Genomic DNA, 14,486 nt, shown 5'->3' with positions numbered 1-14,486 from the left:
GTCAGACGGTCGGCGCCGGGACGGCCGCGCGCGGCCGACGGCCGACCGCGATCACGGCGACCAGCAGCAGGAACACCGCCAGAGCAGCGAGCGTGACCGGGCCCGTGCCCAGGCCGAGCCCGCTGCGGCTCACCGGATCCGCGAGCCAGTCGCACACCGACGCCCCGAGCGGACGGGTGACGACGTAGGCGAACCAGAACGCGAGGACCGCGTTCATCCCCGCGAACCGGTGCGCGAGCGCCGGCACCGCGATGATCGCCGCGAACAGGACGACTGAAGGCAGGTAACCGAATCCCAGGGTCGAGGCGGTCAGGTCACCCGCTGCGGTACCGAGCGCGAACGTCCCGGAGACGGCGAGCCAGTAGAACAGGGCCCGGCGCGGCGTCGTGAGCGAGTGGATCGACAGCGTCCGCTCCACCCGCCACCACACGGCGAAGACCGCCGCGAGAGCCACCGCGAACCCGAGGGTGGAGACGAGGTACGGGACGCCGGCGACCACGTGCAGCACGTCGGCGGCCATCGTGCCGAAGACACTCACCATCAGCACGGCCAGCCAGTAGACCCACGGGATGTAACGGCGGACCGCGAACTGCAGCGCGAGGGCCGCGAGGAACGCGAGCCCGGTCACGCCGACCACGATCACCGGATCGAACGCGGTCGCGAGGAAGTCCGACGCCGTCTCGCCCATCCCGGTGGTCAGCACCTTCAGGATCCAGAACAGCGCCGTCGCCTCGGGCACCGTGGAGGCGACGTAGCGGCCGGCGAGAACACTGCCGCGAGGTCGAAGGGGCGGTGTTCGGCGCGGGGCGGCGAGATGCGTCATCCCGTCATGCTCGAGGAGCGTGCGGCATCGGATGCTGGGGTGTTCTCCGGGGTCGTTGAAGATGCACACAGCGATCCGGTTTCCGGCCGAGCACGGCCGTGACGATGCCTACTCTCGGAAGCGCTCGCGGGATCCCTCGCGACTCCTCTCCGACCGGAACGGACCCGATGGACATCCTCCAGGCGATCATCCTCGGCATCATCGAGGGGCTGACCGAGTTCCTCCCGGTCTCCAGCACCGGGCACCTCACCATCGCCGAGAAGCTGATGGGCCTGAAGGTCGACGACCTCGGGGTGACCGCGTTCACCGCGATCATCCAGGTCGGCGCGATCGCCGCCGTGCTCCTGTACTTCCGGAAGGACATCGCCGAACTCGCCGTCGCGTGGTTCGTCGGGCTGCGGCACCCGTCGCAGCGCAAGCGGACGAACTACCGGATCGCCTGGTACGTGATCCTCGGGTCGATCCCGATCGGGATCATCGGGTTCCTCGGGAAGGACCTCATCAGCGGGGGCCTCCGGAACCTGTGGGTGGTCGTCGCCGCACTGCTCGGCTGGAGCATCGTGATGCTCGTCGCCGAACGCGTCGGCGCCCAGACCAAGGACCGTCGCGCGATCACCCGGAAGGACGCGGTCATCATCGGCCTCGTGCAGTGCATCGCGCTGATCCCCGGCGTCTCTCGCTCCGGAGCGACCATCAGCGGAGGCCTGTTCCGCGGCCTCGATCGAGTGACCGCCACGAAGTTCGCGTTCTACCTCTCCATCCCCGCACTCACCGCCGCCGGCGCCTACGAAGCGGCGACCGCCGCGTCCGCGGTCAGCGCGAGCGTCGGCTGGATCCCGACCCTCGTCGCCACCGTCGTCTCCTTCGTGGTCGCGTACGCGTCGATCGCGTGGCTGCTGCGCTACGTCGCGGGTCACGGCTTCGGTGTCTTCGTGGCTTACCGCGTCGCCCTCGCCCTCGTCCTGTCCGGGCTGCTGGTCACCGGCACGATCGCGGCCAGCTGACCCGATTGCCCGGCGGGGGTCCTGCCGGACACACTGGACAGCGACGCCCGCCACCTCGTCCGCCACCCTCGCGAAAGGCTGTCCCGTGCAGTGGAATCTCGAAGTCGTCCCCGTCAGCGTCGAGGACGTCGACCGGGCGAAAGCGTTCTACGCCGACCAGGTCGGATTCCACCTCGACCTCGACGTGCGGATCAGCGACGAGATGCGCATCGTGCAGCTCACCCCGCCCGGCTCGCACAGCAGCATCCAGCTCAAGGGCGGCTCCCACCGCCTCGAGGGGCTGCAGCTCGTCGTCGACGACATCGACGTCGCCCGTGCCGAGCTCGCCGAGCGCGGGGTGGACGTCAGCCCGGTGACGCACTTCGAGGACGGAGTCCGCCTCGAAGGGCGCGGCGGGGAGTGGAACTCGTTCGTCTTCTTCACCGACCTCGACGGCAACACCTGGGTCGTTCAGGAACGCCCATCGACCAGCTGACCCCGCTAGCCGTGATCGCGGCCGTCGCGATCTGCGCGGCGGCCTCCACGATCGCGCTCCTCGTGTTCGGAGTGGCCTCGTTCGCACGGCCTGCGCTGGCGATCCTGCGCGGTACGGCCCAGCTGGCCGTCCTCGCCGTGATCCTCTCCGGCGTCATCGCGGACGTCCGCTGGGTCCTCCTGTTCCTCGCACTCATGTTCGGCGCCGCGGTGCTCACGGCGTCCGGCCGCCTCGGACGCACCCGGCGCACGGTCCTCGCCGTCACCGCGGCGATGGCGGCCGGGGTCGCGGTGAGCGCCGGGATCGTCTTCGGGCTCGGGGCCGTCCCGTTCACCGGCCGCTACGTCCTCGCGGTCGGCGGGATCCTCCTCGGCGGCGCGATGACCGTCGCCACCGTCACCGGCCGAGCGCTGGCCGCGACGCTCGCCGACCGCTGGGATCAGGTCGAGGGCTGGCTGGCTCTCGGCGCCCGGCCGCGGCAGGCCACGCTCGGCCTGGCGCGGGAAGCGGCCTGGACCGGGCTCGTCCCGCTGACCGACCAGACCAGGACCACCGGTCTCGTCGTCCTGCCCGGCGCGTTCATCGGCGCCGTCTTCGGCGGACTCTCGCCCGTCGCGGCGGGCGTCTTCCAGATCGTCGTGCTCGCGGGCCTGATCGCATCCGGGTCGATCGTCGCCGTCGTGCTCCTGACGATCCTCCGCGGCGACGTCGTGAGGCCTCGACCCTGACGAGCCGTCAGCTGAAGGTCCGCCGTCGGGCGATGCGGCGCCGGAGTGGCGGCGGTGACGACACGCGCTCGGTGTGCAGCCGGACCGCGAGCGGCGCCCAGACGATCAGCGCCACTCCGGCGCCCAGGAGCAGTCCGCCGACGGTGTCGGAGATCCAGTGCGCTCCGAGGTAAGTGCGGCTGAGCATCATCGCGACCGTGTACACGGCGCCGGCGATGCGGACCCACCACAGCGGGAACACGATCGCGAGGACCATCGCGGTCGTCGCGGCGTTCGCGCTGTGGCCGGAGGGGAACGAGCCGAAGTCGGCGCTCACGAGGATCTCCAGCGGCCGCGGACGCCCGACCGCGTTCTTGAGCACTTGCACCAGCAGTCCACTGAGCGGCACGGCGATCGCGAAGTACGTCGCCGCCCACCGACCCCGCCAGATCAGCAGCGCCGCGAACACGACGAGCGGGATCACGATCGTGCCGACGATTCCGCCGCCGAGGCTGTTCATCACCAGCGACGGCACCAGCCAGAACGTCGACCGGTGCTCGATGACCTCGTTCATCCACGCGGTGTCGAACCCGAACGGCTTGTCGTGCTCCCGGTAGAAGATCAGCGCGGCCAGAAGTCCCGTGAGCAGCACCGCGAGGCCCGCCGAGATCAGCGGCCAGCGTCGCGCCGCCCGGTAGGCGATCGCACCGTCTGTCGCGGGTTCCCGGTTCGGCATCGGTGTCGTCCTCGTCTCTCGACGCGGAGCGCACCGAAGGAGTCCACGCTACGAACGCACGTCCACCTGCGGCAGAGGATTCCCCTGCAACCGTTGTGAAAGCACAGAACCTCAGCCCCTCCGCCGGGCATCGACCTGAACGCGTTCGGGAACTCCGGGTCGTTGTGAGCAAACACAACACAGCACGGCGCATCCCGAGCCGCCGCCCCCGTCCCGGCTGCGACTCTGCGGGCATGGACACTTCAACGACGACGACCCGCTTCCCGGTGCACCGGCTGCTCAGCAAGGTCCCCGAGGTCACCATCTGGTTCTGGATCATCAAGATCCTCTGCACCACGGTCGGTGAGAGCTTCGCCGACTGGATCGACATGGTCCTCGGCGTCGGCCTCATCACGACCGCCGTGATCTTCATCGTCGTCACCGCAGTCGTGCTCGCGATCCAGATGCGGCTGCGTCGCTACCTGCCCGCCGCGTACTGGCTGACCGTCGTCGTCATGAGCGTCACCGGCACCCTGCTCACCGACATCCTCACCGACCAGCTCGGCGTCCCCCTCTGGGCCAGCTCGCTCGTCTTCTCCGTGCTGCTCGCGATCGTGTTCGGCGTCTGGTACTCGAAGGAGCGCACCCTCTCCATCCACAGCATCGACACCACCCCGCGCGAGGCGTTCTACTGGCTCACCGTCCTCGTCACCTTCGCGCTCGGCACCGCCCTCGGCGACTGGACCCTCGAACTCACCGGCTGGGGCCCCGGCGTCTCGATCCTCCTGCCCCTCGCCCTGATCGCCATCGTCTCCGGACTCTGGCGCTACGGAGCGAACCCCGTCCTCGCGTTCTGGATCGCCTACATCCTCACCCGCCCCCTCGGCGCCAACATCGGCGACTGGCTCGGCCTCTCCCCCGACGAACAGGGCCTCGGCCTCGGCACCTTCGTCACCAGCATCGTCTTCCTGCTCGCCATCCTCGCCACGGTCGTGTACCTCTCCCTCAGCAAGGCCGACGTCGACAAGGGCGCTCAGGAGCACCACAACCCGCCCGTCGCTCGGGAGCGACGCTCGCTCGTCGCGTTCGCGGTCCTCGCCGTCGCTGTCGTCGGTCTGCTCGCCTTCACGAACAGCCAGCCGCACACCACTCCGGCACCGGAAGGCGCAGCCCCGGCCTGCGACGCATCAGGGACCTACTCCGCGGCCGACGCACAGGCGTCGGTTCAGGCGGACTTCCCGGCCGCCGACGTGCAGAACTTCCAGACGATCACCGCCGACACCCTCGCCCTCGTCACCAGCGGCGACCAGGCCGCCGCGAAAGCCCGCGCCACCGACCTCGAGACCGCCTGGGACGACGCCGAGCCCGCCCTGAGCGGCGCGAACTGCCAGACCTGGACCTATGTCGACCAGCAGATCGACCCCGTCCTCTCCTCCGTCCGCTCCGGCAGCCCCGACCCGGCCGCCGAGAAGACGAGCATCCAGGACCTGCTGACCACCCTGACCGGGAAGCAGTGACCGGCGTCTGCAGCGGCGGTCCCCTCGGCCGGAGTGTGCGGAGGAGGACACGGCTGGGCGCCCGGCTCTAAACTCGCAGCAGGGCGTGTCGAGGATGACGCGCACCGACGGAACGAGTGCCCCGATGGACCTGGACGTCGCGCAGCAGCGCTCCCGCGAGACCGGCGCCCCGGCGTCGACGCCTGAGAGCGCGCGCCCGCTCACCACCTTCGCCGTCCGTCACCGGAGCGGACTCGACGTCGCCTTCCTCCTCGACGGCACCGACGGCGACTTCCAGATCGGCATGGGAGCCGCCTCGGAGGACTTCCGGAGCGTCCTCACCATCGGCGTCGATCAGCAGCGCGGCCGGCTGCGGGCCGTGTCGGAGTGGATGCTCGACGGCCGCAGCATCCACGTCCCGGTCCGGATCCTGCACCGCTCGCCCACCGCGATCCTCGTCGAGGCCGCGCACCTGCCGCTGGAGCGCCGCCCCGCCTCGCTGAAGTGCTGGTCGTTCCTGCGCCGGCGGTCCGTCGACCACTGCGCCGAGGTCATCGCCTGCGTGTCGCCGGAGCTGGCCGGCCTCTCCGCGATCAGGTTCGTGACCGACCCGAGGACGGCCGCGACCCGCTGACCACCCGGGGATCCCGACCAATCCGCCGCGGCCGCCGCTGCGAACAGCATCAGGACGTCCTGGTCCCGCAGGGCGGTGCCGAACCCGATGAGGCTCCGCCCTGCAACGCCGGACGCGCCCCTCCGGCCCCGGAGTCAGGCGAAGTCGGCCGTGTCGCCGACGAGGCGGGTGTTCTCGGCGGGGATCGGCTCCACCGCCGCGAGGGCGACCTCGGCCGCGAACTCGCCGACGTTGTAGAGCTTGCCCGCCGATTCGCGACGCGAGCTGATCGCACCGGGGTTCGAGCGCTCGAGCAGCGTCGCGGTGATGGTGCCCTCGATCATGTCGCCGGAGACGACGACGAACTCGACACCGCGCTCGGTCAGCGCCGGGATCCGCTCGCGCAGGGCGTCCTCGCCCGCGCGCTTGGACAGCGCGACCGGCTCGTACTCCGGCATGGTCGGCGTGGTCCGGATGAAGTGCGCCTGGTGGCTGGTGACGAAGACGATGCGCGAGCCCTCGCCGAGCAGCGGCAGCGCCGCCTCGAGCGTGGCGACCTGCGAGTCGCGGTTGAGGACCATCGCGTAGTCCTCGCCCATGTTGCTCTCCATGCCGCCGGAGGCGTTCAGCACGAGCACGTCGAGCCCGCCGAGCTTCTCCTCGATCTCCGCGAACAGCGCGGTGCGCGACTCCGCGTCGGTGAGGTCGGCGCCCACAGCGAATGCGGAGCCGCCCGCGGCGGTGATCTGGTCGACGAGCTTCGTCGCGCGCGGCGCCTTCGAGCGGTAGTTGACGACGACGCTCGCGCCGGCCGCGGCGAAGTAGCGGACGGTGTCGGCGCCGATGCCGCGCGAGGAGCCGGTGACGAGGACGCGCTTGCCGTCGAGCGAGCCGGGAGCGAGGGGGTTGGACACGAGGAGATCCTCCAGGACGCCGGCGCAGGAGCCGGATCGGGCACGGGTGACGGGCCCACGGCCCGACGCAGGAGCCTACCAAGCCGCCGCCGCCGGCGCCGGTCCCGCGCCGCCCACTCCCCTCCCAGCCCCCCTTGCTACCGTTGTCTCCCGTGCTCGTTAGGGGAAGGAGCACCGCATGGACGCAGTGACTCAGTACGCCTGGATCCTCTGGATCGCCCTCATCCTGATCTTCGTGATCGTCGAGATGATCACTCTCGAGTTCACCTTCCTGATGCTCGCGGTCGGCAGCATCGGCGGCCTCGCGACGGGCCTGGTCGGCGCCCCGTTCTGGGTGCAGGTCCCGGTCGCCGCGGTCCTCGCCGTGCTGCTGCTCTTCCTGGTCAGGCCCCCGCTGCTGCGGCTGCTCAAGCGCGGCGGCGATCCGACGCCGACCGGAGCCGACGCGCTGCTCGGCCTCGCCGGCAGTGTCGTCATCGCCGGGCCCGGCCCCGGCCAGGTGAAGCTCGTCAACGGCGAGACGTGGACGCTCAAGCTGTCCCCGCTCGTCGAATCCCGTCCGCTCGGTCTCGGCGAACGTGTCGTCGTCACCGCCATCGAGGGCGCGACCGCGGTCGTCGTCCCCGCCGAAAGGAGCTCCTCGTGAACACCGCAGCAGTCGTGACCACGGTGATCATCGCGGTCATCGTGCTCTTCGCCCTGGTGGTGCTGTTCAAGGCCATCCGCATCGTCCCGCAGGCCACGGCCGGGGTCGTCGAGCGCCTGGGCAAGTACCACCGCACCCTCCTCCCGGGCCTCAACCTGGTGATCCCCTTCATCGACCGGGTCCGCCCGTCCGTCGACCTGCGCGAGCAGGTCGTCTCCTTCCCGCCGCAGCCCGTCATCACCGAGGACAACCTGGTCGTCTCGATCGACACGGTCGTCTACTTCCAGGTGACCGACGCCCGGGCCGCGACCTACGAGATCGCCAACTACCTCGGCGCCGTCGAGCAGCTCACCACCACCACGCTCCGCAACGTGGTCGGCGGGCTGAACCTCGAGGAGGCGCTGACCTCCCGCGACAACATCAACGGCCAGCTGCGCATCGTCCTCGACGAGGCCACCGGCAAATGGGGCATCCGCGTCGGACGCGTCGAGCTCAAGGCGATCGACCCGCCGATCTCCATCCAGGACTCGATGGAGAAGCAGATGCGCGCCGAACGCGACCGCCGCGCGGTGATCCTCACCGCCGAGGGCACGAAGCAGTCGCAGATCCTGAACGCGGAGGGACACCGCCAGGCGGCGATCCTCGCGGCCGAGGGTGATGCGAAGGCCGCGGTCCTCCGCGCCGAGGGTGAGGCGAAGGCGATCACCACCGTCTTCTCCGCCATCCACGAGGGCCGCCCGGACAACGAGCTGCTCGCCTACGAGTACCTGCAGATGCTGCCCAAGATCGCGGAGGGCAGCGCCAACAAGCTCTGGATCGTGCCGAGCGAGCTCACCGAGGCGCTCAAGGGCATGGGCCAGGCGTTCGGCAAGAACTCCCCGACCCGTCCGGAGCGTGGGCAGGACGGCTCGGGCATGACTCCCCCGGCCCCGTCCTTCTAGGACGCCTGCACCATGACGACCACGCGGCCGCCGTTCCTCTCGGGACGGCGGCCGCGCGTCATCGCCCACCGCGGCTTCGCCCCCGGCGCCGAGGGCAACACCCTGGAGTCGTTCGAGCGCGCTCTCGCCGCGGGCGCCGACCTGCTCGAGACCGACGTCCGCGCCTCGCTCGACGGCGTCGCGGTGCTCGTGCACGACGAGGAGGTCGCGGACGAGCGCGGTGTCCGCCATCGGATCGAGACCACCCGCTGGGAGGAGCTGGCCGAGCTCGTCCTGCCCTCCGGGGAGAGGCTGCTCCCCCTCGCCGAGGCGCTCCGCCTGCTCCCGCACGCCCGCTTCAACATCGACGTCAAGGCGAGGACGGCCGTCGTCCCGGTGGTCGAGGCGGTCCGGGCCGCGGGTGCGCGGGACCGCGTGCTGATCACCTCCTTCTCGGAGTCGCGGCGCCGCGCGGCCGTGCGACGGCTCCCGGGGGTCGCGACCTCCGCCTCCGCCCCCCGCTTCGTCGCCGCCCTCGTCGGCGCGCACCTCGGGTCCCCGTCCCTCGTCCGGCGGGCGCTCCGCGGCATCGACGCCCTCCAGGTCCCCGAGCGCGCGGCCGGACTGCGGGTCACCGCGCCCCGGATCCTCGCCCGGCTGCGGATCACCGGCGCCGAGATCCACCTCTGGACGATCAACGATCCGCGGCGGATGCGCGCCCTCCTCGACCTCGGCGTCGACGGCCTCGTGACCGACCGGACCGACCTCGCCCGCCTCGCCGTGGACGGGATTCCGGGCCGCGACGACGACAGCCCGGAGCACGCCGGAAAAGCCCCGCTCACCTGACGATCCTCTGGCAAACGGGGGCCTCTCCGGACCACCCCCAGGTCCGCGGTCGACACTTGTCGGAGCACAGCGAGAGGAGACCACACAATGGCAGATCGAAGCTTGCGCGGGATGAGGCTCGGCTCACAGAGCCTGCAGAGCGAAGAAGGCGTCGTCTTCTCACCGCGATCGACGTTCACGTACCACTGCTCGGATTGCGGCCACGACACCGACATGGTGTTCTCGGCCGACGCCGAAGCGCCCGAGACCTGGGAGTGCCGCAACTGCGGCCACGAGGCCGTGCTGCTGGTGGATTCGAAGCCCGTCGTCGTCGACCGGGGCGAGCAGAAGGCACCGCGCACCCACTGGGACATGCTGCTGGAGCGCCGCACCCGTGCGGAACTCGAGGAGCTGCTCGAGGAGCGCCTCGCCTACCTCCGCGCCCGTCGCGGAGAGCACAAGATCGGCGCATAGCGCCCCAGGGTCCTGCTCGGCCGGCGTCCTCGCCGGCCGGCGGACCCTTCTTCGTACCCGGACGCGGTTCGCGCGCTAGCGCCGACGCCGCGGCGTGCGCGTCCGCAGCACGAACGACACCAGCCCGATGAGACTCGCGGCGAGGAAGTACCAGCCGAGGTTCCGCGCCCAGACCAGAGCCGGGGTCGTGACCGAGGCGAGCGGCACCTCGTCCACCATCGCACCCGGCTCGAACCACTCCAGCGAGTCGATCGTCGAGCCGTCGGGCGCGATGATCGCGCTCGTGCCGACCGTCGAGATGTTGACCACGCTGCGGCCCGTCTCGATCGCCCGCAGCCGCGCGATCGCCAGCTGCTGGACGCTCTCGTCCGTCCGCCCGAAGTCGGCGTTGTTGGTCTGCGCGAGCACCAGCTGCGCCCCGCCGTCGACCATGGCGTTCGTCAGTGAGTCGTCCGAGATGTCGAAGCAGATCGCGATGCCGGCCAGGATCCCGTTGATGTCGAAGACGTTCGAGCGGGTGCCGATCGAGTAGTCGCGACTGACCAGGTCGACCAGGTCGGGCGCGAACATCCGCCAGAAGGCGCGGTCCGGCATGTACTCGGCGAACGGCACCGGGTGCACCTTGTCGTAGATCTGGGTCGCGCCCTCCCCCGCCTTCCAGAGCAGCGAGCTGTTGTAGAAGACGTCGTCGGAGGGGTTCGTGATCGTCCCGACGATGAAGGGCGCGTCCATCCGGCTGCTGAGGTAGTCGAGGACGGCGGCCGACTGCGCGTTCCGCGTCGGATCGACGTCGACGCCGTTCTCCGGCCAGACCACCATGTCGACGTCCTCGTCGATGATCGGCAGCGTCGCGGAGGTGTGGTCCTCGAGGATCTCCCCGCGGTAGCTCTGCGAGAACAGACCCGCATCGGAGTCGCCCTGCACCGCAGCGATCCGCGTCGTCCCCTCGGTCGGCGCGGGCCAGGCCGGGAAGACGAGCGCGACGATCGAGAAGCCGGCGACGACGGCCGCGCGGCCCGAGGCCGGAACCGACGTCGTCCGCACCGCCTGCGCCAGCGTCGCCGCGAGGAACGCCACCACGAAGCTCAGGCCCGAGAAGCCGATCCAGGCGGCGAGGTCCGCGAGCGGCCCCATCGACTGCGAGAGCGCGAGCCGCCCCCAGGCGAACCCGCCGTACGGCCACTGGATCGTGATCGTCTCGCGGCCCACCCAGAGCGCGGCGACCAGCGCGGGCAGCCCGATCATCCGGCCGAGCGGACCGGTCCAGACCCGCTGGCCTCGCGTCAGCAGCATCGCCGTCAGCCCGGAGGAGAGCGCGAAGAAGATCGCCTGCAGCCCGGCCAGCGCCGCCCACGGAACGAGGCCGAGGTAGAGCGTCAGCCACTGGATGTGCACACCCCAGAAGACCGCGCCGCCGACCAGGCCAACCAGCGCGCCGCTCCAGAAGCCGCGGCCGGCCAGCGCGAAGAGGATCGCGGCGGTGCCGACGATCGCGAGCGGCCAGACGTCGGAGTCGGGGAAGCCGCGGTCGAGGGTCGCCCCGCCGAGAGCCGCGAGCGGGATCGCCAGCCATAGCGGTGCCGTGCGCCCGGTGGGCGCCGAGATCACCGCCCTCATGCGACCGTCGAGTAGGCGACGATGCCGTGCCGGACGAGCTCGAGCGCGGCGCGGGCGGCGCGCCCGACCTTGCCCTCGGCCACGAGCGAGAGCTGGTCGAGCAGGTCGATCGTCTGCTTCGCCCAGCGGACGAAGTCGCCGGCGGCCATGTCGGACTCGCGGAGGACCGCGTCGAGGGGCATCCCGCGCGCCCACATGTTCATCGGCAGCGCCAGGCTGGTCGAGATCGGGTTGCTGCCCGGGAGCCGGTGGTCGCGCTCGACGTCGTCGAGCTTCGCCCACAGCAGCTGCGTCTTCTCGAGCGCCTCGGGGAAGGTGCCGCGCGGGAGGTGCTTCTCGCCGAGGGTGCCCTCCTCGCGGCGGGGCTCGAAGACCAGGCAGCACGCCATCGCGGCGAGACCGGCCGGGTCGAGCTCGGTCCAGGCCTGCTTGCGCAGGCACTCGGCCACGAGCAGGTCGCGGTCGCCGTAGATGCGCTTGAGCGTCCGGCCGTTGGGAGTGAGGGACAGCTCGCCGGCCTCGTCGAGCCGGAAGTAGCCGAGCTCCCTCAGCACGTCCGTGATCCGGTCGAAGATGCGGGCGACCGCACCGGTCCGCGAGCGGATCTGCCGCTCGATCTCGTCGGTCTCCTTGCGCAGCTTCCACCAGCGCTCCGCCCAGCGGGCGTGCTGCTCGCGATCTGAGCAGGCGTGGCAGGGGTGCGCCTTCATCCGGCGGCGCAGATCGCTGAGCTGCCCCTGCCGCTTCTCGCGCTCGCTGTGCGACGCGGACTCGCCGCGGACGGCGCCGCGGCGCTCCAGCTCGCCGATCTCGCGGCGGATCGCGGCGTACTGCTCGAAGTCGCCGAGGTGGCACTGCATCGCGGCGACGTAGCCCTCGAGTGACGACTCCTGCTGGCGGACCCGGCGTGCCAGGTCGACGACGGAGCGGTCGGCCTGGAACTGCGCGAACGAGGACTCGAGGATCTCGCGCGTGCGAGCTCGGCCGAACTGGTCGATCAGGTTGGCCGCCATGTTGTAGCTGGGACGGAAGGACGAGTTGAGCGGGTAGGTGCGGCGCGAGGCGAGCGAGGCGACGGCCTGGGGGTTCATCCCGCCGCGCCACTGGATCACCGAGTGGCCCTCGACGTCGATCCCGCGGCGGCCGGCGCGACCGGTCAGCTGGGTGTACTCACCCGGCGTGATGGGCACGCGGGCCTCGCCGTTGAACTTCTCGAGCTTCTCGAGCACGACGGTGCGCGCGGGCATGTTGATGCCGAGCGCGAGCGTCTCGGTGGCGAAGACCACGCGGACCAGGCGGCGGAGGAACAGCTCCTCGACGACCTCCTTGAACGCGGGCAGCATGCCGGCGTGGTGCGCGGCGACGCCGCGCTGCAGCCCGTCGAGCCACTCCCAGTAGCCGAGGACCGCGAGGTCCTCGTCGCGGATCGTCCGGCAGCGCTCCTCGACGATCGCGCGGATCTCGTCGCGCTCGTGCCGCTCGGTGAGCCGGACGCCCGAGCGCAGCACCTGGCGGACGGCCTGGTCGCAGCCGTTCCGGCTGAAGACGAAGAAGATGGCGGGCAGCAGGTTCTTGCCGCGCAGGATCTCGACGACCTCGGAGCGCGGGACGAGGTCCTCGGTCCGCGTCTCGTGGAAGCGACCGCCGCCGCCACCGCGTCCGCGCCCGGAGCCGCGACCGCCGCGCTCGACGCGGGTGCCGCCCTGCGCGAGGCGCGCCAGCTCGGGATTCACGCGGTTGGTCGCCGCGCGCCCGGACGAGTCGAAGAGATCGAGCAGCTTGCCGCCGACGAGGACGTGCTGGTCGAGCGGCACCGGCCGCTCCTCGGAGACGATGACCTCGGTCTCGCCGCGGACGGTCTGCAGCCAGTCGCCGAACTCCTCGGCGTTCGACACGGTCGCGCTGAGCGAGACCAGCCGGACCGACTGCGGGAGGTGGATGATGACCTCCTCCCAGACCGCGCCGCGGAAGCGGTCGGCGAGGTAGTGCACCTCGTCCATTACGACGTAGGCGAGGTCGCGGAGCAGGTCGGAGTCCGCGTAGAGCATGTTGCGGAGCACCTCGGTCGTCATCACGACGATCCGGGCGCGCGCGTTGACGTTCGAATCGCCGGTGAGCAGGCCGACCTCGGACGCTCCGTAGTCCTCGACGAACTCCTGGAACTTCTGGTTGCTGAGCGCCTTCATCGGCGTCGTGTAGAAGACCTTGGCGTTCGGATCCTGCATCGCCAGGTGGATGGCGAACTCGGCGACCGCCGTCTTGCCGGCGCCGGTCGGTGCGGCGACGAGGACGCTCCGCCCGTCGTCGAGCGCGCTGCAGGCCTCGTACTGGAAGGGGTCGAGGTCGAACGCGAGGGTCGAGCGGAACGCCTCGACCCTCGCGTGGCCCTGTCGTGTGCGGAACGCCGCGAAGCGCTCGGCGGGAGTGGCGCCGGTCACGCCGGCAGGTCGGAGGGGCTGCCGTCGAAGACGATCTGCCGCTTGGCGACGCGCCTGTCGTGCAGGAGCGCGATGCCGCAGGCGGCGAAGAACAGGATCGTGATCGGGATCGCCAGCAGGAACATCGAGATCGGGTCCGCCGCCGGGGTGGCGATGGCCGTGAAGAGCACGATCACCATGATGGCGACGCGCCACGACTTGATCATCAGCGAGCCGGGCAGGATGCCGACGAAGTTCAGCAGCACCAGGAAGACCGGCAGCACGAAGGCGATGCCGACGACCAGCACGAGCTTGAGCACGAAGTCGTAGTACGTCTTCGCGCTCAGCACGCTCGCCGCGTCCGAGCCGGTGAAGCTCGTCAGCAGCTCGACGATGTGCGGGAAGACGAACCAGCCCGAGGCGCAGCCCGCGAAGAACAGCGGGATCGCGGTGAGGATGAAGCCCAGGCCGTAGCGGACCTCCTTGCCGGTCAGACCGGGGACGAGGAACGCCCAGATCTGGAACAGCCAGACCGGGCTCGCGATCACGATGCCGATGGTCATCGCGATCTGGAGCTTGAGGTCGAACGCGCCGGTGATCGTCTCGAAGTTGAGGACCGCGGTCTTGTTCTGATCGCGGGCGACCTCGGCGATCGGGGCCTTGAGGGCCTCGAGCACCCAGTCCGAGAGGAACCAGCCGGCGACACAGCAGACCGCGATCGCGATCGCCGCGATGAAGAGCCGGTTGCGAAGCTCGATCAGGTGGGACCCGAGGGACATGCGTCCCTCGGGGTTCTTCCCCGCTCGCTTCGTCCGTGGCTTCTTCGCTGCCACGGAGGTC

15 protein-coding genes are annotated in these 14,486 nt (G+C 70.7%); 9 read left to right on the top strand and 6 right to left on the bottom strand.

All coding sequences use genetic code 11. From position 1 onward, the window contains the following. Position 1: 1 nt before the first annotated feature. A complete protein-coding gene (locus EDF36_RS11810) occupies positions 2-823 on the bottom strand; it encodes a hypothetical protein (RefSeq protein ID WP_123733138.1) in 822 nt (273 codons plus the stop codon). A 167-nt stretch (positions 824-990) separates the two neighbouring features. Between EDF36_RS11810 and EDF36_RS11805 the strand changes: the two genes are divergently transcribed. From EDF36_RS11805 to EDF36_RS11795, 3 genes are all read left to right on the top strand, one after another. Continuing rightward, complete coding sequence (locus EDF36_RS11805; RefSeq protein WP_123733137.1) at positions 991-1,827, top strand: undecaprenyl-diphosphate phosphatase; 837 nt, start codon at positions 991-993, stop codon at positions 1,825-1,827. Between the two features lie 85 nt (positions 1,828-1,912). After that, a complete protein-coding gene (locus tag EDF36_RS11800) occupies positions 1,913-2,302 on the top strand; it encodes a VOC family protein (protein ID WP_123733136.1) in 390 nt (129 codons plus the stop codon). A gap of 11 nt (positions 2,303-2,313) precedes the next feature. Then, the gene (locus tag EDF36_RS11795; RefSeq protein WP_260300688.1) at positions 2,314-3,030 is read left to right on the top strand and encodes an ABC transporter permease; all 717 of its coding nucleotides are present in this window, start codon (positions 2,314-2,316) and stop codon (positions 3,028-3,030) included. 7 nt (positions 3,031-3,037) lie between these two features. On the opposite strand, the gene EDF36_RS11790 is transcribed toward EDF36_RS11795, so the two are convergent. After that, a complete protein-coding gene (locus EDF36_RS11790) occupies positions 3,038-3,745 on the bottom strand; it encodes a phosphatase PAP2 family protein (RefSeq protein WP_123733135.1) in 708 nt (235 codons plus the stop codon). Between the two features lie 233 nt (positions 3,746-3,978). On the opposite strand from EDF36_RS11790, the gene EDF36_RS11785 reads away from it, so the two are divergent. Together EDF36_RS11785 and EDF36_RS11780 are read left to right on the top strand one after the other, a co-directional pair. After that, positions 3,979-5,241 carry a hypothetical protein gene (locus tag EDF36_RS11785; protein ID WP_123733134.1) on the top strand — a complete coding sequence of 421 codons (1,263 nt, stop codon included), beginning with the start codon at positions 3,979-3,981 and terminating at the stop codon, positions 5,239-5,241. Positions 5,242-5,365: 124 nt separating this feature from the next. Beyond that, positions 5,366-5,854 (top strand): hypothetical protein, encoded by a 489-nt coding sequence (locus EDF36_RS11780; protein ID WP_123733133.1) that lies wholly within the window; start codon positions 5,366-5,368, stop codon positions 5,852-5,854. Positions 5,855-5,988: 134 nt separating this feature from the next. Here EDF36_RS11780 and EDF36_RS11775 read toward each other — a convergent pair whose 3' ends face one another. Beyond that, positions 5,989-6,747, bottom strand: coding sequence for an SDR family oxidoreductase (locus EDF36_RS11775; RefSeq protein ID WP_123733132.1), 759 nt, complete (start codon positions 6,745-6,747; stop codon positions 5,989-5,991). 178 nt (positions 6,748-6,925) lie between these two features. On the opposite strand from EDF36_RS11775, the gene EDF36_RS11770 reads away from it, so the two are divergent. The 4 genes from EDF36_RS11770 to EDF36_RS11755 all read left to right on the top strand — a co-directional run bounded on the left by EDF36_RS11770 (position 6,926) and on the right by EDF36_RS11755 (position 9,612). Then, positions 6,926-7,393 (top strand): NfeD family protein, encoded by a 468-nt coding sequence (locus EDF36_RS11770; RefSeq protein ID WP_123704197.1) that lies wholly within the window; start codon positions 6,926-6,928, stop codon positions 7,391-7,393. Between the two features lie 23 nt (positions 7,394-7,416). Beyond that, positions 7,417-8,334 (top strand): SPFH domain-containing protein, encoded by a 918-nt coding sequence (locus EDF36_RS11765; protein ID WP_397459902.1) that lies wholly within the window; start codon positions 7,417-7,419, stop codon positions 8,332-8,334. A 12-nt stretch (positions 8,335-8,346) separates the two neighbouring features. Continuing rightward, positions 8,347-9,159: a glycerophosphodiester phosphodiesterase family protein gene (locus EDF36_RS11760; RefSeq protein ID WP_123733130.1), complete on the top strand. Its 813-nt coding sequence runs from the start codon at positions 8,347-8,349 to the stop codon at positions 9,157-9,159. A gap of 87 nt (positions 9,160-9,246) precedes the next feature. Further along, positions 9,247-9,612, top strand: coding sequence for an RNA polymerase-binding protein RbpA (locus tag EDF36_RS11755; RefSeq protein WP_123446336.1), 366 nt, complete (start codon positions 9,247-9,249; stop codon positions 9,610-9,612). 75 nt (positions 9,613-9,687) lie between these two features. On the opposite strand, the gene lnt is transcribed toward EDF36_RS11755, so the two are convergent. The 3 genes from lnt to tatC are packed head-to-tail and all read right to left on the bottom strand — an operon-like array spanning position 9,688 to position 14,425. Further along, entirely contained in the window at positions 9,688-11,229 is a 1,542-nt protein-coding gene (gene lnt / locus EDF36_RS11750) for an apolipoprotein N-acyltransferase (RefSeq protein WP_123733129.1), read from the bottom strand. Beyond that, positions 11,226-13,667, bottom strand: coding sequence for an RNA helicase (locus tag EDF36_RS11745; RefSeq protein ID WP_123733128.1), 2,442 nt, complete (start codon positions 13,665-13,667; stop codon positions 11,226-11,228). The genes lnt and EDF36_RS11745 overlap by 4 nt, the downstream gene beginning before the upstream one ends. After that, entirely contained in the window at positions 13,664-14,425 is a 762-nt protein-coding gene (gene tatC / locus EDF36_RS11740) for a twin-arginine translocase subunit TatC (RefSeq protein ID WP_123446333.1), read from the bottom strand. The genes EDF36_RS11745 and tatC overlap by 4 nt, the downstream gene beginning before the upstream one ends. Positions 14,426-14,486 lie beyond the last annotated feature (61 nt).

The sequence above is a fragment of the Rathayibacter sp. PhB152 genome (genome assembly GCF_003751395.1).
Classification (GTDB): domain Bacteria; phylum Actinomycetota; class Actinomycetes; order Actinomycetales; family Microbacteriaceae; genus Rathayibacter; species Rathayibacter festucae.
The sequence above is the reverse complement of the archived record's forward strand: the minus strand, read 5'-3'. Positions and strand labels throughout refer to the sequence as shown.